Below are 24,952 nucleotides of genomic sequence, written 5' to 3' on the forward strand. Positions count from 1 at the left end.
AAGGTGATCATATGAAAAAAATTTTTTTAATAATATTAGGAATTTTAATAGTGAGTAGTGTAGCTTTATTTACTTGGTCCTATAAAACCATGAAACAGCCAATACCGGTTGCAGATGGTACTTATGAATATGCGATTTTATTAGGAGCGAAAGTAGAATCGGATGGAAGACCAAGCTTAACTTTGCAGTATCGTTTGAAAGAGGCGATAAAGTATTTGAAATCCTATCCTCATGTAAACATCATCGTTTCTGGTGGGAAAGGGTTGGACGAACCGATTAGTGAAGCTGAAGCAATGTACACATTTTTAGTGGAATCAGGAATTGAAGAATATCGAATTATCCGTGAAGAACAAGCAACGTCTACATACGAAAATTTGCTATATTCAAAAAAATTACTGCCAACCAATACAAAAAACGTTACGCTTATTACAAGCGATTTTCACTGTGCACGTGCAAAAATATTAGCAAATAAACTGGACTTAGAAGTGGACATAGTTGCATCCAAAACACCGAAAATTGTTGAGCAGAAGTTACATATTCGTGAACAGTTTGCACTCATAAAAACATTAATCCTTGGAAAATAAAACTTCCAACCGAATTGTAATGAGTGGAAAATGCTCGCAATTAAACACTCTTTATTGATTCTTTTTTATAAACGAAAATAGATTTGTATAGGAATTTTCAGGAAGTGTTAAACTTGGGTAGGGGTGAGTGAACGATGACAAAAAAATTATGGTTTCAAGTGGGAATTGGATTATTAATTGCCTTATTAATTATTAAATATGTAATAGAAATTCATTGGATTTTTAATCCCATTGTTATTATTATCAAAACAATTTTTATTCCAGTGTTATTAAGTGGCGTCCTTTTTTACATATCAGAGCCTTTCCAGCGTTGGCTAGAAAAAAAGGGACTTCCTAGATGGGCAAGTATTTCAACGATTGTATTAGTATTAGCAGGATTAGTAACGGGATTATTGTTAATTGTCGGAAATCCGATTGCTGAACAAGTGAACCGCTTAGTGCAAAATTCTCCAAATATTGGCGATAAAATAATGGAAGCAACGGATTTTATTCTAGAAAACAAAGACAATTTACCTCCTCAAGTTGAAAACTTCGTTGATTCTGTAACAAGTTCTATTCAAGACATTGTCGTTGTAGGTAGTAAAAGCATTGTAAACTTTGTTAGCGGTACTGTTTCTACAATTTTTACTTTAATTTTGGTACCATTCTTTTATATTTTCATGTTAAAGGATCATGAAAAATTTGCACCAAATATTTACAAGATTTTTACCGGCGAGCGTCGTATATGGGTAAAGAATACGTTAGAAGACATCAATGAAGCACTAAAAAACTATGTACAGGGACAAGTACTTGTGAGTTTAATTTTAGCAACGATGATGTTTATTGGGTACTTAATTATAGGACTTGAATATGCTTTATTACTTTCAATTTTTTCCTTTTTCATGAATATGATTCCGTTTATCGGTCCATGGATTTCGTTGGCGCCAGCAATTCTTGTCGCCATTATTCAAGATCCAGTCTTGGTGATTTGGGTATGTGTAATTACCCTTGTTGCGCAACAATTGGAAAGCAATTTAATTACCCCAAATGTTATGGGGAAATCTTTAGATATCCATCCGTTAACGGTTATTACAGTAGTATTAGCTGCTGGTAATATAGGTGGTTTTATTGCAATTATGATTGGTATTCCAACTTATGCAGTATTAAAAGTAATTATAAAGAATATCTATGAGGAGCGGAAGAAAATTAAGGAAACTGCAACGAAAACGTTATAATATAAATCGGTATACACTTAAAGGGAAGCTGTTTTTTTAAATCTTGTATTGTATACTTAGAAAAGGCATTTTTATGAGAGAGCGATTATTAGAAAAAAGGGGATTTTGTATGAGCGGAAAGAGAGCTGCTATCATTCTTGTAAGTATTATGCTTTTAGTTAGCATTTTGGTTATCGTTGCCATTACAATCTTTTATGCCACTTATGAGCCAACTATAAACCAAAGTATTCTGCCTTTTGAATTGAGTCATTCCAATAATACAATATAAAAAACACGAGCGTTTATAGCTCGTGTTTTTTATTTAGAAGAATAAATCCAATATGAAATAAACACAACCAGCAATTACTGCTGAAATTGGCATTGTAATAATCCAAGTTAAAACAATTTTACGGGCTACTCCCCATTTAACACCTTTTACACGTTGAGCAGATCCCACACCCATGATGGATGAAGAGATAACATGAGTTGTTGACACCGGTAAGTGAATTAATGTTGCTCCAAAAATAACAGTAGCAGAAGCTAAATCGGCTGAAGCACCATTAACAGGTCGGATTTTCATAATTTTTGTACCAACCGTTTTAATGATTTTATATCCTCCGACGGAAGTTCCTAATCCCATCGCAAGCGCACAGGCAATTCGTACCCAATCTTGTACTTCGTTATCTGATTGGATGCCGGCAGCGATTAAAGCCATTGTAATGATCCCCATCGCTTTTTGGGCGTCATTCGTGCCGTGAGTAAAAGCTTGTAATGACGCGGTAAAGATTTGCATCGTACGGAATCCTTTATTGGTACGATAAAGGTTTAAATTTTTAAACAACAACTTGAATATTGACATGAATAAAAATCCGACACCAAAAGCGATAAATGGAGAAAAAATTAACGCCTCTAAAATGCCCATAAAACCTTTATAATTAAGAATATCAAATCCCGCCGCAGCAATTGCTGCACCAGCAATGGAACCAATTAATGTATGAGAAGAGCTAGACGGAATTCCAAAATACCAAGTAAGTAAGTTCCATGTAATCGCAGAAATAAGTGCTGCTAAAATAACGACAGATCCTGTTGTATCATCTGGCGTTTGATTCAGTGAAAATGGGTCTACGATATCGCTAGCAATTGCTTTTGCTACTCCTACAAAAGAAATTGCTCCAAGGAAGTTCATAATAGCAGCAAGCATTACAGCTGTACGCGGTGGCAGTGCACGGGTTGAAACAGACGTAGCAATCGCGTTTGCTGTATCGTGAAATCCGTTAATAAAGTCAAATGCGAGCGCAAATATAACGATTAATATTGTGATGATTAAAATGGTATCCATATCTAAAACTCCACTCCGTTATTATGCATTGCGCATGATAATTGTTTCTAGTGTATTTGCTACGTCTTGGCAATGGTCAGCGATATCTTCCAGTTGGTTGTAAATATCTTTGTATTTAATTAAACGGATTGGATCTTTTTCATTTAAGAATAGTTGTTTAATGGATGAACGGGATACTTCATCACATTCGCGTTCATAGTCCTTGATTAAAATAATATGATTTCTCATTGAAGTTAAATCTTTTTTATTTAACAAGTCGATTGCTGATACAATTTCATCTGCACTTCTTGTTATGTATTTTAAAAATGTGCGCATTGACTCGTCTAATTCTGGAATGGAGAACATCTCTAAGTGAGCAAAACATTGCTCTATACCATCTAATACATCGTCCATTTTAATAGCTAATGCTAAAATATCTTCTCTTTCGATTGGTGTCATAAATGACTTATTTAACATGACGATAAGTTCGTGTATTAAATTGTCACCATCCGTTTCAAATTTTTTAACTTTGATACTTAATTCCTTTAAATCAGCAATTGAATCGATATTAAAGTCGTTAGCAAAGTGAACTGCATCTCGCATGTTTTCAGCAATTTTGTGTAATGACACAAAAAATGGATCTGATTTTTTTGGATTAAACATGAAAGTAATGCCCCCTGATATACGTTAGTTTTAAAACCTTTATTATGATAGCAAAAAAAATTCAAAAACTATAGAATGTAAATGCGGAAAATAACAAAATTTACATTCCTGTAATATTTATTTGGTAATAATTAGTTATTGTATTGAAAATAAGGAATATAAATAAGCATATTAATTGGCAGTGCCATATTAATATGCTTATTATGGATTGACTTTATGATAAGTATTCTTCAAGTTCCTTTTGCAAAAATGGCTTTGCTGATAAGAATTCAATAAAAGCTTTGTATCTTTCGAATTCGTTTTTGCCCGGTTTCTTTCCAGTATAAAAACCTCGTATCAATATATTTTTAGGTGTATGCTCCATATCGATAAATTCCATTAACTGTACTTCATATCCGACTAATTTTAAAATTTCTGCACGAATTGAATCGGTTGCGAGAGCGGCAAACCGTTCTTTGATTAATCCGTGTTGTGTCATGATTTCTAAATGAGGGGCGTTTAATTGACGGTTCAATTCATGTTGACAGCATGGTACGCTTAAAATGACTTTTGCTCCCCACTTTACAGCTCGAGCCAGTGCCATATCTGTCGCCACATCACAAGCATGTAATGTTACAATCATATCTACAGATGTCTCTTCATCGTAATCATTTATATCTCCTACAATAAATTCTAAATTGTCATAATGTAAATCTTTTGCAATATTATTACATTCTTCGATTACTTCTTTTTTTAAATCTAGTCCTGTAACTTTAAGATCTAAACCTTTTTCGATTTTTAAATAATGATATAAGGCAAAGGTTAAGTAAGACTTCCCAGAGCCAAAATCGATAATACGAATTTGCCGATTTTTCGGTAAGTAATTTAAGGAATCGTCAATAAATTCGAGGAACCGGTTGATTTGTCGGAATTTGTCGTATTTTTGTTTTTTGACTTTTCCATCAGGAGTTTGAACCCCAAGCCGCACTAAGAATGGATAAGGAGTTGTTTCATTCAGCAAGTAATTCTTTTTACGGTTATGGGCTAAAGACAGCTCTTTTTTTATTTCTGTTTGTTCTTCTTTCCAAAAGACTTTATTCTTTTTAGATAATTGTATTTGAATTAAGCGATCGGTGAATTGCCCGTGAAATTGTCTAAATTGCTGTAGCAACTCATTTAAATAAGGATGGAAATTTTCTAATAGGATATTTTTATGTTTTAATATCCTTTCATATTGATATTCCAGTTGAACATGGTATTGTCCTTTTATTTCAACTGGCTTTAATTTAACTCTTTTCAATTCATCTGATTTTTTCCTTGGCTGACTAATGGTTGCAGATATTAGTTTTTTATTAAAAATATGCTCAAGTAATTGTTGTTTCATATCAGTAAATTCCATGGATATCAAACCTTCTTCGTTTTAGGATAATCGACAATAGTTTAACACATAATACATTATTGTTATAGAAAAGGTCGAGAAAATTGTAAACCATGTTGACAGAAAATTATTTTAAAACGGAAAATTATACAAAAAGAGAATTTTCCAAAAAAATATTATATCCAAAAAACCTATCCCTATGTTAAAGTATTGTTATAAAAGATTTCTTAGAAATCGACATTTTTTTCTCTATTTCGACACATTTTAAGTATGTAACAACAAGGAGGAGAATTTTATGAGTGAGTATGCTTTCCAAATGTTTGCGATCATATTATATATGATTGCAATGCTATTAATTGGTTGGTATGCATTCAAAAAAACATCTAACTTAAAAGAGTACATGTTAGGTGGGCGCGGATTAGGGCCAATTACAACCGCTCTAAGTGCTGGAGCAGCCGACATGTCAGGTTGGTTATTGATGGGGTTACCTGGTGCCATTTATGCAGCAGGTTTAGTAGAAGCGTGGATTGCGATTGGTTTAACAGTTGGACAATATTTAAACTATGTTTTAGTCGCACCGCGTTTACGTGTTTATACGCAAATTTCCAAAGACTCTATTACAATCCCAAGCTTTTTAGATAACCGACTTCGTGACAATACGAAATTACTTAGAATTGCATCAGGAATCGTTATTCTTGTATTCTTCACGTTCTATGTTTCTTCTGGTATGGTTTCTGGCGGTAAGTTTTTCCAAAGTTCATTTGGATTTGATTATCACACTGGGATGATCCTTGTAAGTGCAGTTGTTATCATTTATACATTATTTGGTGGATTCTTAGCGGTAAGTTATACAGACGTAGTACAAGGAACAATTATGTTCTTCGCTTTAATTTTAGTTCCTCTTGTAGGCGTTTTCATTACAGGAGGATTAGGTGAAACAGGAACTGCTATCACTGCTGTAAATCCTGAGCATTTAAGTTTATTACCATCAACAGCAGTAGCTGCAGGAATTATTTCTTCTGTTGCTTGGGGTCTTGGATATTTCGGACAACCACATATCATCGTTCGCTTCATGGCGATTAATACAGTAAAAGAAATGAAAAGTGCCCGTCGTATCGGTATCGGTTGGATGATTTTAAGTTTGGTTGGTGCGATGTGTACGGCGCTAGTGGGTGTTGCTTACTTCCAACAAAACGGAATGACACTTGATGACCCAGAAACGATTTTCATTGTAATGGGACAAATTTTATTCCATCCATTTATTGCAGGTGTTTTACTTGCAGCCATTTTAGCGGCAATTATGAGTACGATTTCTTCTCAATTAATCGTTACTTCCTCTGCATTAATTGAGGATATTTATAAAGCGTTGTTCAAAAAAGATGCTACCGATAAGCACTATGTGACAGCTGGACGTGTAGCGGTATTGATTGTAGCTATTGTCGCAATGATTTTAGCTTGGAATCCAAACAACTCAATTTTAGATTTAGTTGGATTTGCTTGGGCTGGATTTGGTTCATCCTTTGGTCCAATTATTATCCTTGCTCTATATTGGAGAAAGTTAACAAACATTGGTGCATTAAGCGGAATGGTTGTTGGTGCTATTGTAGCATTCGTTTGGGGTCAATCTGCTACTCTTTCAGGCATGATTTATGAAATGGTTCCTGGATTCTTCTCTAACTTAGTTGTAGCAGTTATTGTAAGTATGATTACGTATAAACAAAATCCAGAAATTGAAGAAGAATTCAATCAAACATTAGAGGTTTTAAAAGCTGAAAAGGAAAAATAATGAGTTATCGAGGAAGATCCACAACTTTGTGTTGTGGGTCTTTCTTTTTCTTTCACAGGGTATACTGTATAATAACGGGATAAGACCCATTGTTCGGAGGGAAGGATTATGACTCAGTTAAAAGAAGTAGAGATGATTAAAGAGAAAGCAATATTAGTGGGTGTCAACTTAAATGACCCAAATTTTGAATATTCAATGGAAGAATTGGAAAATTTAGCGGAAGCCCTTGACGTCGAAGTGGTAGGGCAAGTAACTCAAAATTTAGAGCGCGTTAATCCATCTCATTATGTAGGAAAGGGAAAAGTAGTAGAAATTAAAAATTTTTTTGATGAAGTTGGTGCAAACTTAGTTATATTCAATGATGAACTATCTCCTTCACAGATCCGAAATTTAGAAAATGATTTAGATTGCAAAGTGATTGACCGAACAACGTTAATTTTAGATATATTTGACCGCCGAGCAAAAACAAAAGAGGCTAAATTGCAAGTTGAATTGGCACAGCTGCAATATATGTTGCCTAGATTAGTTGGATTACATTCTTCTTTATCAAGACAAGCTGGAGCAACAGGTGGAGGTCTTCGAAATAGAGGACTTGGTGAGACAAAACTAGAGCTCGATCGACGGAAAATTGAAGACCAAATTACAAAGTTGCGAAAAGAACTAGAACAAATTAAAGAACAACGAGATACTCAAAGAAAAAAGCGACGTAAAAGTGAAATTCCTGTAGTATCACTAGTTGGGTATACTAACGCAGGGAAGTCAACAATTATGAACCAAATGCTTGCAAAATTTGGGCAAGAGGACAAAGAAGTATTTGAAAAGGACATGCTGTTCGCAACGCTAGACACCTCAGTGCGAAAAATTGAATTACCGGATAAAAAACAATTTTTACTAACTGATACCGTTGGATTTGTAAGCAAGCTTCCCCACCAATTAGTAAAAGCTTTTCGATCAACATTAGAAGAAGCGAGAGATGCGGATTTATTGTTACATGTAGTGGATGTTTCTAACAGTGAATATAAGTTTATGATGGATGTTACGAATCGTACATTAAAAGAAATTGGAGTAGAAAATGTTCCAACCATTTACCTTTATAATAAATGTGACTTAGCCAATATTGCTTACCCAAAAGTTTACGGAGAAGACCTTTGGATATCCGCGAAAGAAGGCAAAGGATTGAATGAGTTAGTTGAATGTATTCGTAAACATCTTTTTTCCAATTATTATACTTGTGAAATGTTCATTCCTTTCAGCCGGGGGGATATCGTATCCTATTTAAACGAGAATGCTTCAGTAAAGTCAACAGAGTATGAAGAAGCGGGAACAAAATTAATAGTAGAATTGAAAGAATCGGATTATAAAAAGTTTGAGGACTTTGTAGTCAAGAAATAGCAGAAAGCGAGTGGAATCAAATTCCCCTCGCTTTTTTAGTATGTATTGACTTTTTACATTCCAAACTACATAACAGGTATCAAGTTAAGAAAAATTTTTCAAGGGATAGTAAATTAGTTGTTTTGTTATACCTAAATAATAAAAAGGGGTGGTTAGAAAGACGAAAAAACGTTAGAATGATAAGAAATTTAGGAAAATAACAAATAAACTTAAAATTTAAACATTATACAGATATATTGAAAATGTTATAGAAATTATTTAAAAATAGATATTGTAGTTGCTTCGGAAGTGATGAAATTTTCAGAAAAAAATAAAAAGTATAATAAAAGAAAGAAGGGAAAGATATGTTATCTAAAGAGGAAATTGTGAAATCTGTCCCCCAGAAAGGCTTTTTTGGACATCCTAAAGGCTTATTCACACTATTTTTTACTGAGTTCTGGGAACGTTTCTCATATTATGGAATGCGCGCCATTTTAATTTTTTATATGTACTATGAATTACATGAAGGTGGATTGGGGCTTGAACGCGGAACTGCAAACTCCATTATGGCCATCTACGGTTCTTTAGTATATATGTCTGGTATTATTGGTGGATGGTTGTCTGACCGAGTTTGGGGTCCTCGTAAGACGATGTTTTATGGCGGAATCCTCATCATGATCGGGCATTTCATTTTAGCTCTTCCACTTGCTTTAACAGGTCTCCTTATATCAATGGTATTTATCATTATTGGTACAGGTTTATTAAAAACGAATGTTTCATCAATTGTCGGCGAGATATACGCAGAAAAAGATAGCCGTCGCGACTCTGGTTTTAGTATTTTCTACATGGGTATTAACATGGGAGCATTTTTAGCTCCGTTTATTGTTGGGACTGTAGGGGAAACTTATAGCTTCCATTTAGGATTCGGTTTAGCAGGTATTGGAATGCTGATCGGTTTAATTATTTACATAGCCACGCAAAAGAAAAATCTGGGCTTAGCAGGTCTTCAAGTTCCAAACCCATTAAATGAAGCCGAGAAGAAAAAAGCGATTTTGAATTTCACAATCATTATTTTAGCGATTGTTGTTGTATTAGGCGGTTTGTATGCAACTGGCAATTTAACAATGGGTGTATTTAGTACGATTATTACAACTTTAGGTGTATTAATTCCTACAGCATTTTTCATCATCATGTATAGAAGTCCAAAAACGACAAAAGATGAAAAATCTCGTGTGTTAGCATACATTCCTTTATTTATTGCCGCAGTAATGTTCTGGGCAATTCAAGAGCAAGGTGCAACTATTTTGGCAACTTATGCAGATACGAGAACAAATCTAAATGTTGGCGGCTTTGAATTAAAAGCTTCTTGGTTCCAATCGTTAAATCCATTATTTATTATTCTTTTCGCTCCAGTATTTGCTTGGATTTGGATAAAACTAGGTAATCGTCAACCTTCAACACCACTGAAGTTTTCCTTTGCACTATTCTTCGCAGGTGCATCATTCTTAGTGATGATGATTCCTTCAAAACTGTCTGGTGGAACAGAACTAGTAAGTCCATTATGGCTAGTATTATCATTTTTCTTAGTAGTAATTGGGGAGTTATTGCTTTCTCCAGTGGGGCTATCTGCAACGACAAAACTTGCTCCACAAGCTTTTGCTTCTCAAACAATGTCTCTTTGGTTCTTAACTAGCGCGGCTGCACAAGCTATCAATGCACAGCTAGTGAGAATTTATGAAGCAGTTACGGAAATTGTTTATTTTGGTGCACTTGGTGGATTATCCATTATTCTTGGTGTCATCATATTACTATTTACTCCGATTATTTCTAAAGCAATGAGAGGAGTAAAATAATAGGAAGGGGAGCCGTTTGATATTTTGAAACGGCTCCTTTGCGACAGATAGTAGAAAGTGTTTCGACTACCGCAGGAGCAAAGATTTTTAGAAAATCATGATTTTGAAAAAGTGAGGGTGTCTAGAAAGTTTTCTAGACACCCATCTTTCTTATTGGGTGGAAAATAAGAATATACAGTCGGGATGTTATATAAAATAGGAGAAAACGCTGAAATACATTTGATTTTCATTCTCAATTGTATTTGATTTTTATAGTTTTTCTCTTTATAATTATATTGTACTTGGTGATGAGAATCATTTTCATTAATGAGTATAGAAAATGAGAAAATTGGGGAGCAAAAATGAGACTATGGATGTTGTTAGTGGCAGCAATTATCCTGTCACTCATTTCGCTATTCATTGGAGCAATCGATATAAAACCTACTGATTTACTAGACTGGGAATCACAAGAAACCCAAATATTTCTAATTAGTAGGGTCCCTCGATTACTTGCCATTATTTTAGCGGGTGCAGGAATGAGTATTGCTGGTTTAATTATGCAAAGTTTAAGTAGAAATAAGTTCGTATCACCTACGACAGCAGGTACTCTAGATGCAGCTAAGTTAGGGATTCTTATTTCGATTTTGTTATTCTCACAAGCTGCATATATGCAAAAAATAATTTTTAGCTTTGTGTTTGCATTTGCAGGTACGATTTTATTTATGCAAATTTTAGACCGCATTAAATTTAAAGATGCGATTTTCGTTCCCTTAATCGGTATTATGTATGGAAATATTTTATCCTCCATTACGACATTTTTTGCGTATGAAGGGGATTTGATTCAAAACATAAATACTTGGTTAATGGGTAGTTTTACACTCATTATTTCAGGACGTTATGAGCTGTTATATGTAAGTGTTCCTGCCATTATCTTGGCTTATTTATATGCGAATAAATTCACGGTTGCCGGAATGGGTGAAGACTTTGCAAAAAATTTAGGCTTAAGTTATAAAGCAGTGTTGAACCTCGGTTTAATTCTTGTTGCGACCATTTCTACGACCGTTGTATTAACAGTCGGTGTAATACCTTTTCTAGGTTTGATTGTTCCGAATATTGTCTCAATCTATATGGGGGACAACTTGCGTAAAACGATTCCACATACAATTGTACTGGGAGTTGTTTTCTTATTAGTTTGCGACATTATTGGTCGAGTAGTGGTTTATCCATACGAAATACCGGTCAATGTAACAGTTGCAGTAATTGGTAGTTTGCTCTTCTTAATTATGTTGTTTAGGGGGAGAGCATATGCGAAATAATGTTGTGAAATTAATAATATTAGCGATTATTGCAATTATTTGTATTTTACTCTATGGATTTTACGATATTAAAGGTGGATTCGATTATGCTTTCCCTCGACGTATGATGCGCGTTGGAGCAATGGTGATTACTGGTTTTGCAATCGCTTACTCAACGGTCATTTTCCAAACAATTACGCACAATCGAATATTAACACCATCGATTATGGGAATTGACTCCATGTACGAAGTGGTGCAAACCCTTATATTCTTCTTTGCAGGATCTGCATCAATCTGGGTAGTCAATCAATATTTAAACTTTTTCGCGGCGCTCGTCGCTATGATCATATTTGCTATTTTGTTATACCGTACATTATTTAGAGCAGACAAATATCCCATCTATTTGCTTTTATTAATCGGAATGATTATCGGAACATTCTTAGGTAGCTCCGTTTCATTCTTGCAAGTATTAATTGATCCAGTTGAATACTTGAGTTTACAAAACGTACTTTTCGCAAGCTTTATTAAAATTAAAGTTCAATTGTTACTTGTTGCAAGTATTATTTTAATCTCTGCTTTTATTATAGGTTTTAGAATGCTACATCAATTGGACGTTGCTACATTAGGCCGAGACAACGCTATAAATTTAGGTGTTAATTACGATCGTTTAGTGATGAATGTATTAATTTTAGCTTCAGTTCTTATTGCAACATCAACAGCATTAGTTGGTCCAATCACATTCTTTGGATTGATTGTTGCAAATCTATCCTATCAATTTTTTGTAACGTACAAGCATTCAGTTCTCATATTAGGAGCTGGTTTAATAGGTGTTATTGCGTTAGTTGGCGGGCAATTTATTGTTGAACATATTTTTGAAATGAAAACGACTTTAAGTGTCATTATTAATTTTATTGGTGGTATTTACTTTATATACTTATTACTAAAGGAAAGTAGGGCACAAGGATGATTGAAATTAAAGGGTTGACGAAAAAGTATGGTAATAAACCAGTTGTAAGTGATGTATCATTATCGATTCAACCAAAGGCTATTACTTCCTTTATTGGACCGAATGGTGCTGGTAAATCGACATTGTTGTCAATGGTTAGCAGGTTAATTGATGCCGATACTGGCGAAGTGTTATTGGACAAACAGAACGTAAAAAATTGGAAGTCTAATGAATTTGCTAAACGTGTTTCAATCCTAAGACAATCAAACTTTCTTAACGTTCGATTAACTGTAAGGGAACTTGTGTCTTTTGGACGTTATCCATATTCAAGAGGAAGACTTACACCTGAAGATGAGCAATATGTGGACCAAGCTATTGAATACATGAATTTGAAGGAAATTGAAGATAAATTTTTAGATCAATTGTCTGGTGGACAAAAACAACGAGCTTTTATTGCTATGGTTATAGCTCAAGATACAGAATATATTCTTCTAGACGAACCATTAAATAATTTGGATATGAAGCATTCTGTGCAAATTATGAAAATATTGCGCAAGCTTGTTGATGAATTGAATAAAACGGTTGTAATTGTATTGCATGATATCAACTTTGCTTCAGTTTATTCAGATTATATTGTGGCATTAAAAGACGGTAAAGTTGTGAAAAATGGGCCGACAGAGGAGATTATTAACTCAGAATCTTTACGAGAAATTTATGATATGAATATTCCAGTGCAAGAACAAAATGGTTGCCGCATTTGCGTATATTTTAATTCTCATACGTAATCATAAGAATGATTTAGAAAAGCTTGTATGCTTTTCTAAATCATTTTAAAATGTAATATTTTTTAATCATTTAATAAAAAATGTAAAAAAACTTATTGACGAACAATAAGCTAATAATTATAATTAGAGTCAGTTATTGATAATGATTATCAATATCAAAACATATTAAAATATAAATATAAGGAATAGGAGAGAAAGTTATAATGAAGAACTGGAAATTATTCGCAGTTATTCTAACAATGCTTGTATTTGTTTTAGCTGCATGCGGTGGCAAAGAGGCAGAACAAAATACGGGCTCAAATACAGATGAAGAGAATACACAAGGACAAGCTCAAGAAGATGGCCGATTCCCAATGACGATTAAACCTACAATTTCAGAAAGCAAAAATGATGAAACTGGTGCAACTACTGTATTTGAAGATGTTGTTTTAGAAAAAATGCCTGAAAAAATTGTTGTATTTGACTATGGTTTCCTAGATACACTTGATGCTCTTGGTGTTGAAGGAATTGTTGGAGTTGCAAAAGATAGTACATTACCAGAACAACTTTCTAAATATGCTGCAGATGAATATGCAAATGTTGGTTCATTAAAAAGCCCATTACTTGAAGATATTGCTGAATTACAACCAGACGTAATCTTCATTTCTGCTCGTCAAGCAACTTTCTATGACCAATTAAAAGAGATTACTCCAAACGTAATTTTCGTTGGTACTTCTCAAGATGATTACTGGAACACATTCTTAAAATCAGTAGATATTGCAGCACAAATTTTCGATAAAGAAGAAGAAGCGAAAGAATTTTTAGCGAAATTCGATTCAAAACTTGAAGAAATTAAACAATTAGCTAGCCAATATAAAACTTCATTAGTAACAATGTATAACGAAGGTAAATTAGCTGGCTTTGCTTCAAATTCACGTTTCGGTTATGTATATGAGATTTATGGATTTACTCCAGTAACTGAAGATATCGAAGCTTCATCTCACGGTTCAAACTTTGGTTTCGAAGCGATTTTAGAATTCGATCCAGAAGTATTATTTGTAGTTGACCGTACTGCAGCTGTAGGTGGACAATCAAACATCGAAGCTGACATGGAAAACGCAATTATCCAAAAAACACAAGCTTATAAAAACGGTAAAATCGTATACTTAGATGGTGCGCTTTGGTATTTAAGCGGTGGAGGCTTACAATCTGAACTTGCGAAAATTGATGAAATTTTAAATGAACTAAAATAATAAATCGTTTGTCCAAAAATGATCACCCATTACATCATTGGGTGATCATTTTTTTGTCTGTTAGCATTGCCTTTTGCAAATGTGATGAAATGAATCCATTATTACTGTTATTATTGCATAATATACTTTCGACTGAATTATATCTAAATTGCACAATATGTTAATAAGTAAATTTATTTTTGTTATTAAGCTTTCATAAGGGTGATTTTTAATATTTTAAGGTGGAGAAGTTGATGAATAATCGTGTATTACTTTACATTAGTGGATTGTTTACATTTATTCTCTTTATTATTTTACGTTATACTTATGACACTTCTACTATCGTTTCATTTGATCAAAACATGGAATTATTATTAAAAGGTAATAAGTTTTTCAGCTTTTTCCATTATTTTGGTGAAACTTCATTAATAGATTTTATCGCAATTATTTTATTATTCATTTTATGGTTAAAGTTCAAAAATTACAGAGGAATGTTTTTTGTGATTCTTACTATTCCGATTGGCCGATTGATTAATCATTTCGTAAAAGAATGGGTAGCACGTCCACGACCAGAAATAGCAGATCAATTGGCATCGTATAGCTTTCCATCTGGTCATGCTATGATGGGGTTATTGTATTTATTCACCATAGCTTATTTATTGTCTGAACTTACTAAAAATCATAAAAGTAAGTTGTGGTATTGGATTGGAGCATTGGTGTTAGCTATATTGACAGGATTATCAAGAGTGGCGGAGAAACATCATTTTGCAACAGATGTAATCGCTGGATGGAGTTTAGGATTTACTTGGTTTTGTATTTGTATTTTTTTGTATGAAAGTATTAAACGCTGATATAGCGTTTATTTTTTTGAAATAAGTTTTCTAAATCCACAAAATATAGATAAGGTAAAAAAAGTTGCACGAAGGAAAGTTCTGCGTATATAATAATATTAGGATATTAAAAGAAAGGATGTTCGAATGAGTAACATCATATTAGCATTTAGTCTGACCTTATTTGCAGGGTTAGCAACTGGACTTGGTGCGCTTATAGCATTTTTTACCGAGAGAACGAATAAAAAGTTTTTATCTGCTGCTTTAGGTTTTTCAGCTGGCGTAATGATATATGTATCATTAATTGAAATTTTTTTTAAAGCGAAAGATGCATTAACGGTTGCTTTAGGAGAGTCGAAAGGGTATTGGATGACGGTGATGGGATTTTTTGGAGGAATGCTATTTATCGCTATGATAGATAAATTGATTCCGAAAAAAACAAATCCTCATGAAGTAAAAACAGTAGAGGATGTTATGCAAGCAGAATTATCACCTAAGGAATTAGATGAAGCAAATTTAATGAAGGTAGGAATATTTACGGCACTTGCTATCGGTATTCATAATTTCCCTGAAGGGATTGCGACTTTTATGTCAGCGATACACGATCCGAGTGTGGGAATTGCTATTGCCATTGCCATCGCTATCCATAATATACCTGAAGGGATTGCTGTAGCTATACCGATATTTTATGCAACTGGTAAGAGGAAGAAAGCTTTTAAACTTTCCTTTTTTTCAGGACTTGCAGAGCCGATTGGTGCACTCGTTGCCTTTTTAATATTGATGCCGTTTCTAAATGACATTATGTTTGGAATAATTTTTGCAGCAGTTGCAGGAATTATGGTGTTTATTTCTCTTGATGAACTATTGCCAGCTGCGAAAAAATATGATGAGACCCACTCATCTATATACGGGGTGGTTGTGGGAATGGCGGTAATGGCGATAAGTTTAATTTTGTTGTCATAAAAGTATAACAGGAGTTGTTCTGAAGTAGGGAACTTTCGAACAACTCCTGTTTTATTATGCTTTAGAAACGCTTGATATTTCTTCAACATAAACGCCACATTGATCTGGTTTTGTCAGAATGATTTTATGTGTCGGGAATAATTCCTCCATTTTTGCAACAAATTGTTGACCTATGGAATTTGGAATTATTGAAATCATTGTTGGTCCAGCACCACTTAATGCAGTACCATACGCTCCAGCTTTTTTTGCTTCCTTGCGAATTTCATGGTAATAAGGGATAAGTTCTGCACGGAATGGCTCATGGAATAAATCAGATTCCATATATTTTCCGATGCGTTCATAATCCTTTAATACTAATGCTGCTGCGAGCATATTTGCACCAGCACTTGCTTGGACGGCATATGGTCTATGGAATGTTTTTGGCAACACATCTCTTGCTTCAGAAGTTTTTAACTTTACATTCGGAATAAATAATACAAATGATGCTTCAAGGTCATGGATGTGAATTGTATCAACATTGCCTGCTTCATCCATTGTTGAAATGGTTAATCCTCCTAATACAGAAGCAGTGGCATTGTCTGGATGGCCTTCAAACTGTGAAGATAGATTTAATTTATCTTGCACAGATAATTGAAGGTCACAAAGGAGGTTTGCAATTTCAATTCCTGCTACAATTGCTGCTGCACTACTGCCAATTCCTCGAGCAAAAGGCAGTTCACTTGTCATTTCGATACGACAGCTAGGCATTTCTCTGTTATATTGTTTTGCAGTTTCATGAGCGATTTTATAAATTAAGTGATCTTTTATTTCGAATTTTTTTGGTAACCCTTCTGATAAATGGATAATTTCCCATTCATCTTGAGGAGAAACAGTTAACTTTAAATAAAGTGATAGGCTAAGCCCTATAGAATCAAATCCCGGGCCTAAATTTGCAGTGCTTCCTGGAACTGTAATTTGCCATTTTTTACTCATACTAAACCCTCAATGTAGTTTCGAATTTCTTCCATGTTATTTTTCAAAGAAACGACTTCCACAGTCGATACATTCATAGCAGTATCAGGGTCTTTTAGCCCGTTCCCCGTAAATACAGTGACCACTGTGCTACCTTTTTCAATTTTTCCGTTATTTACGGATTTGATTACACCAGCAAGGGAAGCAGCTGAACCTGGTTCGACAAAAATTCCTTCACTTTTTGCGATTTCTTTATATGCAGCAATGATTTCTTCATCAGTAACGGAGTCGATTATTCCATTTGATTCATCGCGAGCCGCTTCAGCGAATTTCCAACTCGCAGGATTACCAATGCGAATAGCTGTCGCAACTGTTTCAGGATTGTCTATTGGTTGACCTTTTACAATGGCAGCTGCTCCTTCTGCTTCGAATCCATACATTTTAGGTAAACCACTGTTTTTTGCTTCATTATATTCTTTAAAGCCTTTCCAATAGGCAGTGATGTTACCTGCGTTACCAACAGGAATACATAAATAATCAGGGGCTTTTCCTAAAGCATCGACAATCTCAAAGGCAGCAGTTTTTTGCCCTTCGATACGGTACGGATTGACAGAGTTTACGAGCGTTACTTTTCCTTCTTCACCAATTTTACGAACGATTGAAAGAGCATCATCGAAATTTCCATCAATTTCAATGATTTTTGCACCATACATACAAGCTTGTGCTAATTTCCCAAGAGCGACTTTTCCTTTTGGAATAACGACAATGGATTGAATACCTGCGCGAGCAGCATAAGCGCTAGCAGCAGCAGATGTATTACCAGTAGATGCGCAAATAACACATTTTGCTCCTTCTTCCACAGCTTTTGCTACCGCAACGACCATTCCACGATCCTTGAAAGAGCCAGTAGGATTTAATCCTTCGTATTTTCCGTATAATTCTATGCCTAGTTTTTTAGATAAATTTCCTAAGTAAATTAAAGGAGTATTTCCTTCATTCAAAGTTAATGTAGGTGTTTTTTCTGTCACAGGTAAAAATTCTTTATATTCTTCGATAAGACCTTTCCACATAGTAAAATCTCCTTTTGTTTTCACTGGGTGAACATCTGTTTTTATATAAAAGACATTTTAGCGCAGAATAATAGTATATTTCAATAGAAAACGAAAAATTTAAAATATTATATACACAAATTATTTTATCATTTTTATTAAACACAAGATAAATAATTACAAAAATAAATCAAATATAATACTTGCTAATAATAGTGAATGGGTTTAATGTAATAATATCATCTAAATTGTAAAGACAGGTGAAATAACAGATGGATAATAAGTTGTTGCAATCCAAGAAAGCCCGGACCATCTCTCGCAATAAATTGTTGGGGGTTGCTGGTGTCGGATGGTTATTCGATGCAATGGATGTCGGAATACTTTCATTTATTATTGCAGCACTAGCGGTAGATTGGGGTCTTTCCTCCAATGAAATGGGCTGGATTGGAAGTGTCAACTCTATTGGGATGGCCGTAGGAGCTTTTCTATTCGGATTGCTGGCAGATAAAATAGGAAGAAAAACCATTTTTATTGTAACACTATTGGTTTTCTCCATTGCAAGTGGTATATCGGCATTTACAACGACATTAGCTGCGTTTTTAATTTTACGATTTATTATTGGTATGGGACTTGGTGGTGAACTTCCTGTTGCTTCTACATTGGTTTCAGAAAGTGTACCAGCTAAAGAACGTGGTCGGGTAGTTGTATTGTTAGAAAGTTTTTGGGCATTCGGATGGTTGTTAGCTGCAATCATTGCTTACTTTGTTATTCCAAGTGATATATGGCCAATTGCCGGTTGGAGAGTGGCATTAATCATAACAGCTATACCAGCATTATACGCGGTATTTATTCGTTTGCATTTACCTGACTCTCCTCAGTTTGCCGCAAAACCTGAGGCGAAAAAACGCACTATTTTTCAAAATATAAGTGGTGTATGGTCAAAAAAATATGCGAAGTCTACCCTTATGCTTTGGGTACTGTGGTTTTCCGTTGTATTTTCTTACTATGGAATGTTTTTATGGCTTCCAAGTGTTATGGTAGGAAAAGGCTTCAGCTTAATCTCTAGCTTTAAATATGTCTTGATTATGACCCTAGCTCAACTACCAGGTTATTTTACTGCTGCATGGTTTGTAGAAAAGATTGGGCGAAAATTTGTATTAGTTACTTATTTATTAGGAACAGCTGCAAGTGCTTATGTGTTTGGACAAGCAGAATCCATTACAGTGCTATTAATTTCGGGAATTCTTTTATCCTTCTTTAACTTAGGTGCTTGGGGAGCTTTGTATGCTTATACACCGGAACAATATCCATTAGTAATTCGTGGAACTGGCGCAGGGATGGCAGCAGCAATTGGACGGATTGGAGGCATTTTTGGTCCTTTGCTTGTAGGGTGGTTGCGTACGGCAGGATTTGATTTCGGATTTATTTTTGCTGTATTTTGCATTTCGATTGTAATTGGTGTAGCGGCAGTTGTTTTTTTAGGACAAGAAACAAAACAAATGGAACTAGAGTAAATAAATTGAAGGAAGCTTTTTTAAGAACAAAAAGCTTCCTTATAAGTTTGACAATTTAATGAATTTACTTAGTTACTCTTGAATATTTTTCTGAAAACTCATTGTATTCACTCATTATACATGCTAACCTACTTTCTATAATATTGCATACATTAAAGTAATTTCATGAAGGAGGAATTCATTAAGAAAATGGGCTTTTGTGATGAAGTGAAAAAACGCTTTATCCGACTTTCAAGGGGACAACGTAAAGTAGCGCAGTTTGTTATAGAAAATCCGAATGTAGTTGCTACTCATATTGCCTCTGAAGTAGGAAAAATCATCGGTGTAAGTGAGTCAACAGTGATTCGGTTTTGTTATGCAATGGATTTATCTGGCTATAGTGAACTGCAAGATAGAATTCGAAAGGATTTATTAGAATCGAAACATGTTTCGGCTGGCGAACAATTATCCATTGGAAAAAAACATGAATATTTATTCAGTGAAATAATGAATCGGGATGTAACGAGTATTTTAAATACAATACAATGTATTGATGCAGAAAGCTTTGAAAAAGCCACAATTTATTTACATGAAGCAGGGATCATTTATACGTTAGGTTATAGACAGTGCGCTCCATCTACATGTTATTTAACTTCAATGTTAGAAAATTTCGGAAAAAAGGTTACTCAAATCAAATTTAATGTTGAAGATATTGTAAACCAAATAAATAGAATGGATACAGATTCAGTATTGTTTGTAATCGCTTTAGATTCGGTATTAGAAGATATATTAACAATTGTTAAATTAGCGAAAAATAAAAAGGTCAAAATTATTGCTATAACAAATTCTTCCATATCCCCTGTACGTGATTATGCAAATATCAGTTTTGTTGCAGGGGCTCAAAAACAAGTTGCTTTAGAAGCAAATACCGCAGCTAATTCCCTTGTACACGCTCTCGTCGAAGGCATGACTCTACATAATAGAAATTATTATAAAAAATTTTTAAATTTAAATGCTCAATTAGATGATAGTCTCCAATTTTTAGAAAAACGAACGTTAACAATGAAATAGTGATACTTAAATGTTTGTAAAACTTTGAATTTTTCGAAAATATTTTTGTTTTTCATAAATTTTATGTGATATGTTACGTTTTTCTATTATAAGGAAGTTATGATAAAATAGACACGGACTATACACAAATTTAGGAGGAACTATTTGAATGAGCAAAGTAGTAGTTTTCGGACATAAAAACCCTGATACAGATTCGATTACATCCGCAATCGTTTATGCTTATTTAAAACAGCAACTCGGAGTAGATGCAGAAGCGGTAAGACTTGGTGAAATTAATAATGAAACAAAATATGCTTTAGAAAAGTTCGGTTTCGAGCCGCCAAGACTTATTTCAAATGTTGCAGAAGAAACTAGTGAAGTGATTTTAGTTGACCACAATGAGCGCCAACAATCTGCAGACGGAATTGAAAACGTAAAAATTTTAGAAGTTATTGACCACCACCGTATTGCAAACTTTGAAACGGCTGATCCGTTATATTATCGCGCAGAACCAGTTGGATGTACGGCAACGATTTTAAATAAAATCTTCAAAGAAAAAAATATTGAAATTCCTTCAAACATTGCTGGTTTAATGCTTTCAGCCATCATTTCTGATACGCTTCTATTCAAATCTCCTACTTGCACGGAAGAAGATGTACAAGCAGGTAAAGAGTTGGCTGAAATTGCAGGAGTGAATGCGGAAGAATACGGTCTTTCGATGCTAAAGGCTGGTGCGGATCTTTCAGATAAATCTATAGAAGATTTACTTTCTTTAGATGCAAAAGAATTTACTTTTGGCACAGTGAAATCCGTTGTTGCTCAAGTGAATGCAGTTGATGTGAATGATGTGTTGAACCGTAAAGAAGAATTAGTAAGTTTACTGAATAAGAATGTTGAAGAAAAAGGTTTAAACTTATTCTTCTTCTTCATTACTGATATTTTAAACAACGATTCCGTAGCAATAGTAGCAGGAAATGCTGCTCTAGATGCAGCAAAAGCATTCGGTAAGGAATTAGTGGATAACCAATTCGATTTACCAGGAGTAGTTTCACGTAAAAAACAAGTAGTTCCTGTGTTGACAGATGCATTAAGTTAATAATAGACGGTGTTCAAGGTAAATCCTTGACACCGTTTTTTTTTATTCCAAAGATAGTGGATATACTGCTGGTCCTTCAATGACGTTGCCAAACTTATCGAATCGTGAACCGTGGCAAGGGCAATCCCACGTTTCATCCGCCTCATTCCATTGGGTTTTACAACCTAAATGGGTGCATTTTGGAGCTTCAATTCGCATTAAATAACCTTCTGCGAGATTTGATACTGTAAAGCCAATTGCCTTCAACATTCGCATAAAAGTTTTTCCGAACATATTTCTCGAAGGACTATAAAGATATTGGGCAGGGTGTTGGCCTTCCGTAATTTGTGTCGAAATTATTTCACCTGCAACAAGCGAGTTGGAAAGCCCCCATTTCCGATAACCAGTAGCGATATATATACGCGGTTCACTTTCTGAAATGCGTCCTACGTAAGGAATATAATCTGCTGTATTTGGATCTTGTGCACTCCATAAATATTCAGGTTTAGGCATATCGAAAGTTGACATAAGTTCTTTTTCTAACATTTCATAATAAAATTGTGTGTTTTGGACAGCACCTGCAACATGGGAGCTACCTCCGAAAATGAAGTATGGTTGATGATCAATTAAAGCTGTTCGAATTGTTCGGGAAGATTGATCGGTAGATAAATATTGGCCTTTCAATATCTCCGCAGTTTTGGTTGCCATTAAATAAGAACGGTCAATAGATAATTTGGCGATTTGCAGCCCCTTTATTGCCTCGATTGGATAATGGGTAGCAAGCACAATTGATTTGAAGTTTACTTCAAAATGATTCTCCGTTAAAAGGCGATTTTCATCAATAATTAATTTTGTTACCCTTGTATTTACAAATAGTTTTGCTCCCGCTTTTAATGCTAATTTTGCAAAATGATTCGTAAATTTCGTCGGATGGATTTGATAGGTATTTTCCATTTTTAATGCAGTGATAACATCAAAAGGCAGTTCAGTATCAGTTGTTTCGATTCCTTGTATACCTATTTTCTTGTAAGCCTCTATTTCTTTCTTGATTTTTTCCGCACCCTGTTCTGTTGTTGCATATAAATAAGAATCAACTCGTTGGAATGTATCCGCTGTTGCATCATGAAGTGCGTTTTCAATAGCCGTTGCATTGGCATCATAATAGGTGCGCACTTCTTCTTCATTAAAAGTGTTCAGTAATAAATCATAAACTGCACCATGTTGGGGAGTTAGTTTTCCCGTAGAGTGACCTGTTGTACCATTCGCAACAGAAGATTTCGCTTCTAGCAAAACAACATCTATCCCTTTATTTGCAAGTAGATAGGCAGTATAGACCCCCGTTAATCCACCGCCAACTATACATACATCGCAGTTCAGGGAAGCGGATAATGATGTTAAAGATAAAGGGGTTACATTATGTAACCAAAGCGAATTCTGCATGAAAATCCCCCTAAAAATGTGTTTTTTACGAGTATGTAAAAAAAATCACTACATTATTCAGTAGGAGCATATATTTTGTTGTTTTAAGAGGATACAAGTAAAATAGCGAAAAAGGAGGAAAAGAAATGAAAGTAGAAGTTTGGTCAGATTTCGTTTGTCCATTTTGTTATATCGGAAAGAAGCAGTTGGAGAAAGCAATTCAAGATACAGGGTATTTTGGACAAGTGGAAGTAGAATTAAAAAGCTTTTTATTAGATCCTACAACATTAGAAGATTCGGATGAGTACATTTATGAGCATCTATCAAAAAAATATGGGATGCCGATTGATGAAGTAATGAAAATGACAAACAGTGTTGTACAGCGGGCGAATGAAGTAGGACTTCAATATAATTTTGATGAACTAAAAACAGCAAATACTTTAAAGGCTCATCGATTGTCAAAATGGGCTTATTCAAAAGGAAAAGGTATAGAGTTCAGTGAACGGGTATTCCATGCGTATTTCATTGAAGGGAAAGCTATTGGAAAAGAAGATGTGTTAATCAAATTGGCAGAAGAAGTTGGACTTGAGAGTAAAGAAGTAGAAGAAATATTGAAGAGCAATCGATTTTCTGAAGAAGTCGAAAAAGATATTCAACAAGCTCAAATTTACGGTATTCAGGGTGTTCCATTTTTTGTATTTGAAAACAAATATGCAATCTCAGGAGCACAACCTCAAGAGTTATTTGAGCAGACAGTAAAGAAAGTAGCTGAAGAAAAGGGATTAAAACCATCATTACAAATGCTCGGCGGAGACGGAGATATTTGCTCGGATGGACATTGCGATATTTAATTTCAGCCAAAAGTATGAGTGTTATTTGCTTGATAAAATGAATCCCCCCTTTTATACTTGATTTTATGAATCTTGAATTTGAGATGTTTTAAATTAAAGAAAGGGAGCATATATACATCATGAAAAATGTGTTAGTAATTAAAGCAAATAACCGTCCAGACGGAATTTCAACAAAAATGTTTGAAACATATATTGAAGAAGCGAAGAAAATTGAAAATATTAATCTAAAAATATACGATGTTTTCGAAGAAGATATGCCATATTTCGGTCAACAATTATTCGATGCATTGGCAAAACAAAACGAAGGTAAAGAATTAACGGAATCAGAGTCTCGTTTACTAGCTGCGAAGAAAAAAGCGATGGATTTAGTAAAAGAAGCAGAAGTAATCGTTGTTGCTTTCCCATTATGGAATTTAACAATTCCTGCACCTTTACACACATTCATTGACTATATTTATCAAGCAGGATTTATGTTTAAATATAATGAAAAAGGGCAACTAGTACAGTTATTAACAGATAAAAAATTCGTCATTTTGAACGCACGAGGTGGATATTACTCATCACCAGAAGCTCAACCTATGGAAATGAGTGTAAATTATATTAAAAATGTTCTTGGGAATATTGCGGGAATGGAGCTTCTTGATGAAGTGATTATTGAAGGCCATAACGCTGAACCAAATCGAGCAAATGAAATAATTGAAGCAGGTTTAGAACAAGTAAAAGCTTCTGTTCAAAAACTAGTACCAGTAGCAGTTTAAAAGAAAAAGAGGTGCCTGGAGTGATTTCAAGGCACCTCTTTATTGTAGTGCGCCTGGCATGGGTGTAATCTATAGGGTGTAAGTCCCGAACTGTGAAGGCAGAAGTAACAGTTAGCTTAACGCAAGGGTGTCCGTGGTGACGCGGAATCTGAAGGAAGCGAGCGGCAAACTT

At 34.5% G+C, this 24,952-nt stretch carries 23 protein-coding genes; 17 read left to right on the plus strand and 6 right to left on the minus strand.

Annotated elements, in window-relative coordinates; all coding sequences use genetic code 11:
• The first annotated feature begins 50 nt into the window (after positions 1 to 50).
• From HF990_RS04850 to HF990_RS04860, 3 genes are all read left to right on the plus strand, one after another.
• The gene (locus HF990_RS04850) at positions 51 to 584 is read left to right on the plus strand and encodes a YdcF family protein (protein ID WP_238536190.1); all 534 of its coding nucleotides are present in this window, start codon (positions 51 to 53) and stop codon (positions 582 to 584) included.
• A 134-nt stretch (positions 585 to 718) separates the two neighbouring features.
• The gene (locus HF990_RS04855; protein WP_016838361.1) at positions 719 to 1,798 is read left to right on the plus strand and encodes an AI-2E family transporter; all 1,080 of its coding nucleotides are present in this window, start codon (positions 719 to 721) and stop codon (positions 1,796 to 1,798) included.
• 73 nt (positions 1,799 to 1,871) lie between these two features.
• Positions 1,872 to 2,066, plus strand: a complete 195-nt coding sequence (locus HF990_RS04860; protein ID WP_168412103.1) for a hypothetical protein — start codon at positions 1,872 to 1,874, stop codon at positions 2,064 to 2,066.
• 33 nt (positions 2,067 to 2,099) lie between these two features.
• Here HF990_RS04860 and HF990_RS04865 read toward each other — a convergent pair whose 3' ends face one another.
• From HF990_RS04865 to HF990_RS04875, 3 genes are all read right to left on the minus strand, one after another.
• On the minus strand, positions 2,100 to 3,116 hold the full coding sequence (locus HF990_RS04865) for an inorganic phosphate transporter (protein WP_016838359.1): 1,017 nt from the start codon (positions 3,114 to 3,116) through the stop codon (positions 2,100 to 2,102).
• Between the two features lie 21 nt (positions 3,117 to 3,137).
• Positions 3,138 to 3,758, minus strand: coding sequence for a DUF47 domain-containing protein (locus HF990_RS04870; protein ID WP_016838358.1), 621 nt, complete (start codon positions 3,756 to 3,758; stop codon positions 3,138 to 3,140).
• Positions 3,759 to 3,972: 214 nt separating this feature from the next.
• Positions 3,973 to 5,136, minus strand: coding sequence for a class I SAM-dependent methyltransferase (locus tag HF990_RS04875; RefSeq protein WP_168412104.1), 1,164 nt, complete (start codon positions 5,134 to 5,136; stop codon positions 3,973 to 3,975).
• 274 nt (positions 5,137 to 5,410) lie between these two features.
• Between HF990_RS04875 and putP the strand changes: the two genes are divergently transcribed.
• The 9 genes from putP to zupT all read left to right on the plus strand — a co-directional run bounded on the left by putP (position 5,411) and on the right by zupT (position 16,134).
• Positions 5,411 to 6,901: a sodium/proline symporter PutP gene (gene putP, locus HF990_RS04880; protein WP_016838356.1), complete on the plus strand. Its 1,491-nt coding sequence runs from the start codon at positions 5,411 to 5,413 to the stop codon at positions 6,899 to 6,901.
• Between the two features lie 108 nt (positions 6,902 to 7,009).
• Positions 7,010 to 8,293, plus strand: coding sequence for a GTPase HflX (hflX, locus tag HF990_RS04885; protein ID WP_168412105.1), 1,284 nt, complete (start codon positions 7,010 to 7,012; stop codon positions 8,291 to 8,293).
• Between the two features lie 344 nt (positions 8,294 to 8,637).
• Positions 8,638 to 10,125 carry a peptide MFS transporter gene (locus tag HF990_RS04890; protein ID WP_016838354.1) on the plus strand — a complete coding sequence of 496 codons (1,488 nt, stop codon included), beginning with the start codon at positions 8,638 to 8,640 and terminating at the stop codon, positions 10,123 to 10,125.
• 341 nt (positions 10,126 to 10,466) lie between these two features.
• Positions 10,467 to 11,420 carry an ABC transporter permease gene (locus HF990_RS04895; RefSeq protein WP_016838353.1) on the plus strand — a complete coding sequence of 318 codons (954 nt, stop codon included), beginning with the start codon at positions 10,467 to 10,469 and terminating at the stop codon, positions 11,418 to 11,420.
• On the plus strand, positions 11,410 to 12,366 hold the full coding sequence (locus HF990_RS04900) for an iron chelate uptake ABC transporter family permease subunit (protein WP_016838352.1): 957 nt from the start codon (positions 11,410 to 11,412) through the stop codon (positions 12,364 to 12,366). The genes HF990_RS04895 and HF990_RS04900 overlap by 11 nt, the downstream gene beginning before the upstream one ends.
• Entirely contained in the window at positions 12,363 to 13,130 is a 768-nt protein-coding gene (locus tag HF990_RS04905; RefSeq protein WP_016838351.1) for an iron ABC transporter ATP-binding protein, read from the plus strand. The genes HF990_RS04900 and HF990_RS04905 overlap by 4 nt, the downstream gene beginning before the upstream one ends.
• Before the next feature lie 203 nt (positions 13,131 to 13,333).
• Positions 13,334 to 14,362 carry a siderophore ABC transporter substrate-binding protein gene (locus HF990_RS04910; RefSeq protein WP_168412106.1) on the plus strand — a complete coding sequence of 343 codons (1,029 nt, stop codon included), beginning with the start codon at positions 13,334 to 13,336 and terminating at the stop codon, positions 14,360 to 14,362.
• A gap of 233 nt (positions 14,363 to 14,595) precedes the next feature.
• A complete protein-coding gene (locus HF990_RS04915; RefSeq protein WP_016838349.1) occupies positions 14,596 to 15,192 on the plus strand; it encodes a phosphatase PAP2 family protein in 597 nt (198 codons plus the stop codon).
• 126 nt (positions 15,193 to 15,318) lie between these two features.
• Positions 15,319 to 16,134, plus strand: a complete 816-nt coding sequence (gene zupT / locus HF990_RS04920; RefSeq protein ID WP_016838348.1) for a zinc transporter ZupT — start codon at positions 15,319 to 15,321, stop codon at positions 16,132 to 16,134.
• Positions 16,135 to 16,188: 54 nt separating this feature from the next.
• Here the strand turns inward: zupT and thrB are convergent, their stop codons facing one another.
• Both thrB and thrC read right to left on the minus strand, forming a co-directional pair.
• Positions 16,189 to 17,106, minus strand: a complete 918-nt coding sequence (thrB, locus tag HF990_RS04925; protein ID WP_168412107.1) for a homoserine kinase — start codon at positions 17,104 to 17,106, stop codon at positions 16,189 to 16,191.
• Positions 17,103 to 18,155 carry a threonine synthase gene (gene thrC / locus HF990_RS04930; RefSeq protein ID WP_016838346.1) on the minus strand — a complete coding sequence of 351 codons (1,053 nt, stop codon included), beginning with the start codon at positions 18,153 to 18,155 and terminating at the stop codon, positions 17,103 to 17,105. The genes thrB and thrC overlap by 4 nt, the downstream gene beginning before the upstream one ends.
• Before the next feature lie 251 nt (positions 18,156 to 18,406).
• Here thrC and HF990_RS04935 point away from each other — a divergent pair, with 251 nt between their 5' ends.
• The 3 genes from HF990_RS04935 (at position 18,407) to HF990_RS04945 (ending at position 21,773) form a co-directional block, all read left to right on the plus strand.
• Positions 18,407 to 19,648, plus strand: coding sequence for an MFS transporter (locus HF990_RS04935; RefSeq protein WP_016838345.1), 1,242 nt, complete (start codon positions 18,407 to 18,409; stop codon positions 19,646 to 19,648).
• A gap of 189 nt (positions 19,649 to 19,837) precedes the next feature.
• Positions 19,838 to 20,698 (plus strand): MurR/RpiR family transcriptional regulator, encoded by an 861-nt coding sequence (locus tag HF990_RS04940; protein ID WP_016838344.1) that lies wholly within the window; start codon positions 19,838 to 19,840, stop codon positions 20,696 to 20,698.
• A gap of 148 nt (positions 20,699 to 20,846) precedes the next feature.
• Positions 20,847 to 21,773 carry a manganese-dependent inorganic pyrophosphatase gene (locus tag HF990_RS04945; RefSeq protein WP_016838343.1) on the plus strand — a complete coding sequence of 309 codons (927 nt, stop codon included), beginning with the start codon at positions 20,847 to 20,849 and terminating at the stop codon, positions 21,771 to 21,773.
• 42 nt (positions 21,774 to 21,815) lie between these two features.
• On the opposite strand, the gene HF990_RS04950 is transcribed toward HF990_RS04945, so the two are convergent.
• The gene (locus HF990_RS04950; RefSeq protein WP_016838342.1) at positions 21,816 to 23,192 is read right to left on the minus strand and encodes an FAD-dependent oxidoreductase; all 1,377 of its coding nucleotides are present in this window, start codon (positions 23,190 to 23,192) and stop codon (positions 21,816 to 21,818) included.
• A 125-nt stretch (positions 23,193 to 23,317) separates the two neighbouring features.
• Here HF990_RS04950 and HF990_RS04955 point away from each other — a divergent pair, with 125 nt between their 5' ends.
• Together HF990_RS04955 and HF990_RS04960 are read left to right on the plus strand one after the other, a co-directional pair.
• Complete coding sequence (locus HF990_RS04955) at positions 23,318 to 24,022, plus strand: DsbA family oxidoreductase (protein WP_016838341.1); 705 nt, start codon at positions 23,318 to 23,320, stop codon at positions 24,020 to 24,022.
• A 119-nt stretch (positions 24,023 to 24,141) separates the two neighbouring features.
• Positions 24,142 to 24,780, plus strand: a complete 639-nt coding sequence (locus tag HF990_RS04960) for an FMN-dependent NADH-azoreductase (RefSeq protein WP_016838340.1) — start codon at positions 24,142 to 24,144, stop codon at positions 24,778 to 24,780.
• Positions 24,781 to 24,952 lie beyond the last annotated feature (172 nt).

The sequence above is a fragment of the Ureibacillus thermosphaericus genome (assembly GCF_012396605.1).
In the GTDB taxonomy this organism is placed as follows: domain Bacteria; phylum Bacillota; class Bacilli; order Bacillales_A; family Planococcaceae; genus Ureibacillus; species Ureibacillus thermosphaericus.

Bases quoted from the DNA above. Each gene is read 5' to 3' on its own strand.
- HF990_RS04890 (WP_016838354.1), top strand. From the start codon at position 8,638: ATGTTATCTAAAGAGGAAATTGTGAAATCTGTCCCCCAGAAAGGCTTT.
- zupT (WP_016838348.1), top strand. From the start codon at position 15,319: ATGAGTAACATCATATTAGCATTTAGTCTGACCTTATTTGCAGGGTTA.
- HF990_RS04935 (WP_016838345.1), top strand. From the start codon at position 18,407: ATGGATAATAAGTTGTTGCAATCCAAGAAAGCCCGGACCATCTCTCGC.
- HF990_RS04950 (WP_016838342.1), bottom strand. From the start codon at position 23,192: ATGCAGAATTCGCTTTGGTTACATAATGTAACCCCTTTATCTTTAACA.
- HF990_RS04860 (WP_168412103.1), top strand. From the start codon at position 1,872: ATGAGAGAGCGATTATTAGAAAAAAGGGGATTTTGTATGAGCGGAAAG.
- HF990_RS04865 (WP_016838359.1), bottom strand. From the start codon at position 3,116: ATGGATACCATTTTAATCATCACAATATTAATCGTTATATTTGCGCTC.
- HF990_RS04855 (WP_016838361.1), top strand. From the start codon at position 719: ATGACAAAAAAATTATGGTTTCAAGTGGGAATTGGATTATTAATTGCC.
- HF990_RS04900 (WP_016838352.1), top strand. From the start codon at position 11,410: ATGCGAAATAATGTTGTGAAATTAATAATATTAGCGATTATTGCAATT.
- HF990_RS04960 (WP_016838340.1), top strand. From the start codon at position 24,142: ATGAAAAATGTGTTAGTAATTAAAGCAAATAACCGTCCAGACGGAATT.
- thrC (WP_016838346.1), bottom strand. From the start codon at position 18,155: ATGTGGAAAGGTCTTATCGAAGAATATAAAGAATTTTTACCTGTGACA.
- HF990_RS04895 (WP_016838353.1), top strand. From the start codon at position 10,467: ATGAGACTATGGATGTTGTTAGTGGCAGCAATTATCCTGTCACTCATT.
- thrB (WP_168412107.1), bottom strand. From the start codon at position 17,106: ATGAGTAAAAAATGGCAAATTACAGTTCCAGGAAGCACTGCAAATTTA.
- HF990_RS04955 (WP_016838341.1), top strand. From the start codon at position 23,318: ATGAAAGTAGAAGTTTGGTCAGATTTCGTTTGTCCATTTTGTTATATC.
- HF990_RS04875 (WP_168412104.1), bottom strand. From the start codon at position 5,136: ATGGAATTTACTGATATGAAACAACAATTACTTGAGCATATTTTTAAT.
- HF990_RS04915 (WP_016838349.1), top strand. From the start codon at position 14,596: ATGAATAATCGTGTATTACTTTACATTAGTGGATTGTTTACATTTATT.
- HF990_RS04940 (WP_016838344.1), top strand. From the start codon at position 19,838: ATGGGCTTTTGTGATGAAGTGAAAAAACGCTTTATCCGACTTTCAAGG.
- putP (WP_016838356.1), top strand. From the start codon at position 5,411: ATGAGTGAGTATGCTTTCCAAATGTTTGCGATCATATTATATATGATT.
- HF990_RS04945 (WP_016838343.1), top strand. From the start codon at position 20,847: ATGAGCAAAGTAGTAGTTTTCGGACATAAAAACCCTGATACAGATTCG.
- HF990_RS04905 (WP_016838351.1), top strand. From the start codon at position 12,363: ATGATTGAAATTAAAGGGTTGACGAAAAAGTATGGTAATAAACCAGTT.
- hflX (WP_168412105.1), top strand. From the start codon at position 7,010: ATGACTCAGTTAAAAGAAGTAGAGATGATTAAAGAGAAAGCAATATTA.
- HF990_RS04870 (WP_016838358.1), bottom strand. From the start codon at position 3,758: ATGTTTAATCCAAAAAAATCAGATCCATTTTTTGTGTCATTACACAAA.
- HF990_RS04910 (WP_168412106.1), top strand. From the start codon at position 13,334: ATGAAGAACTGGAAATTATTCGCAGTTATTCTAACAATGCTTGTATTT.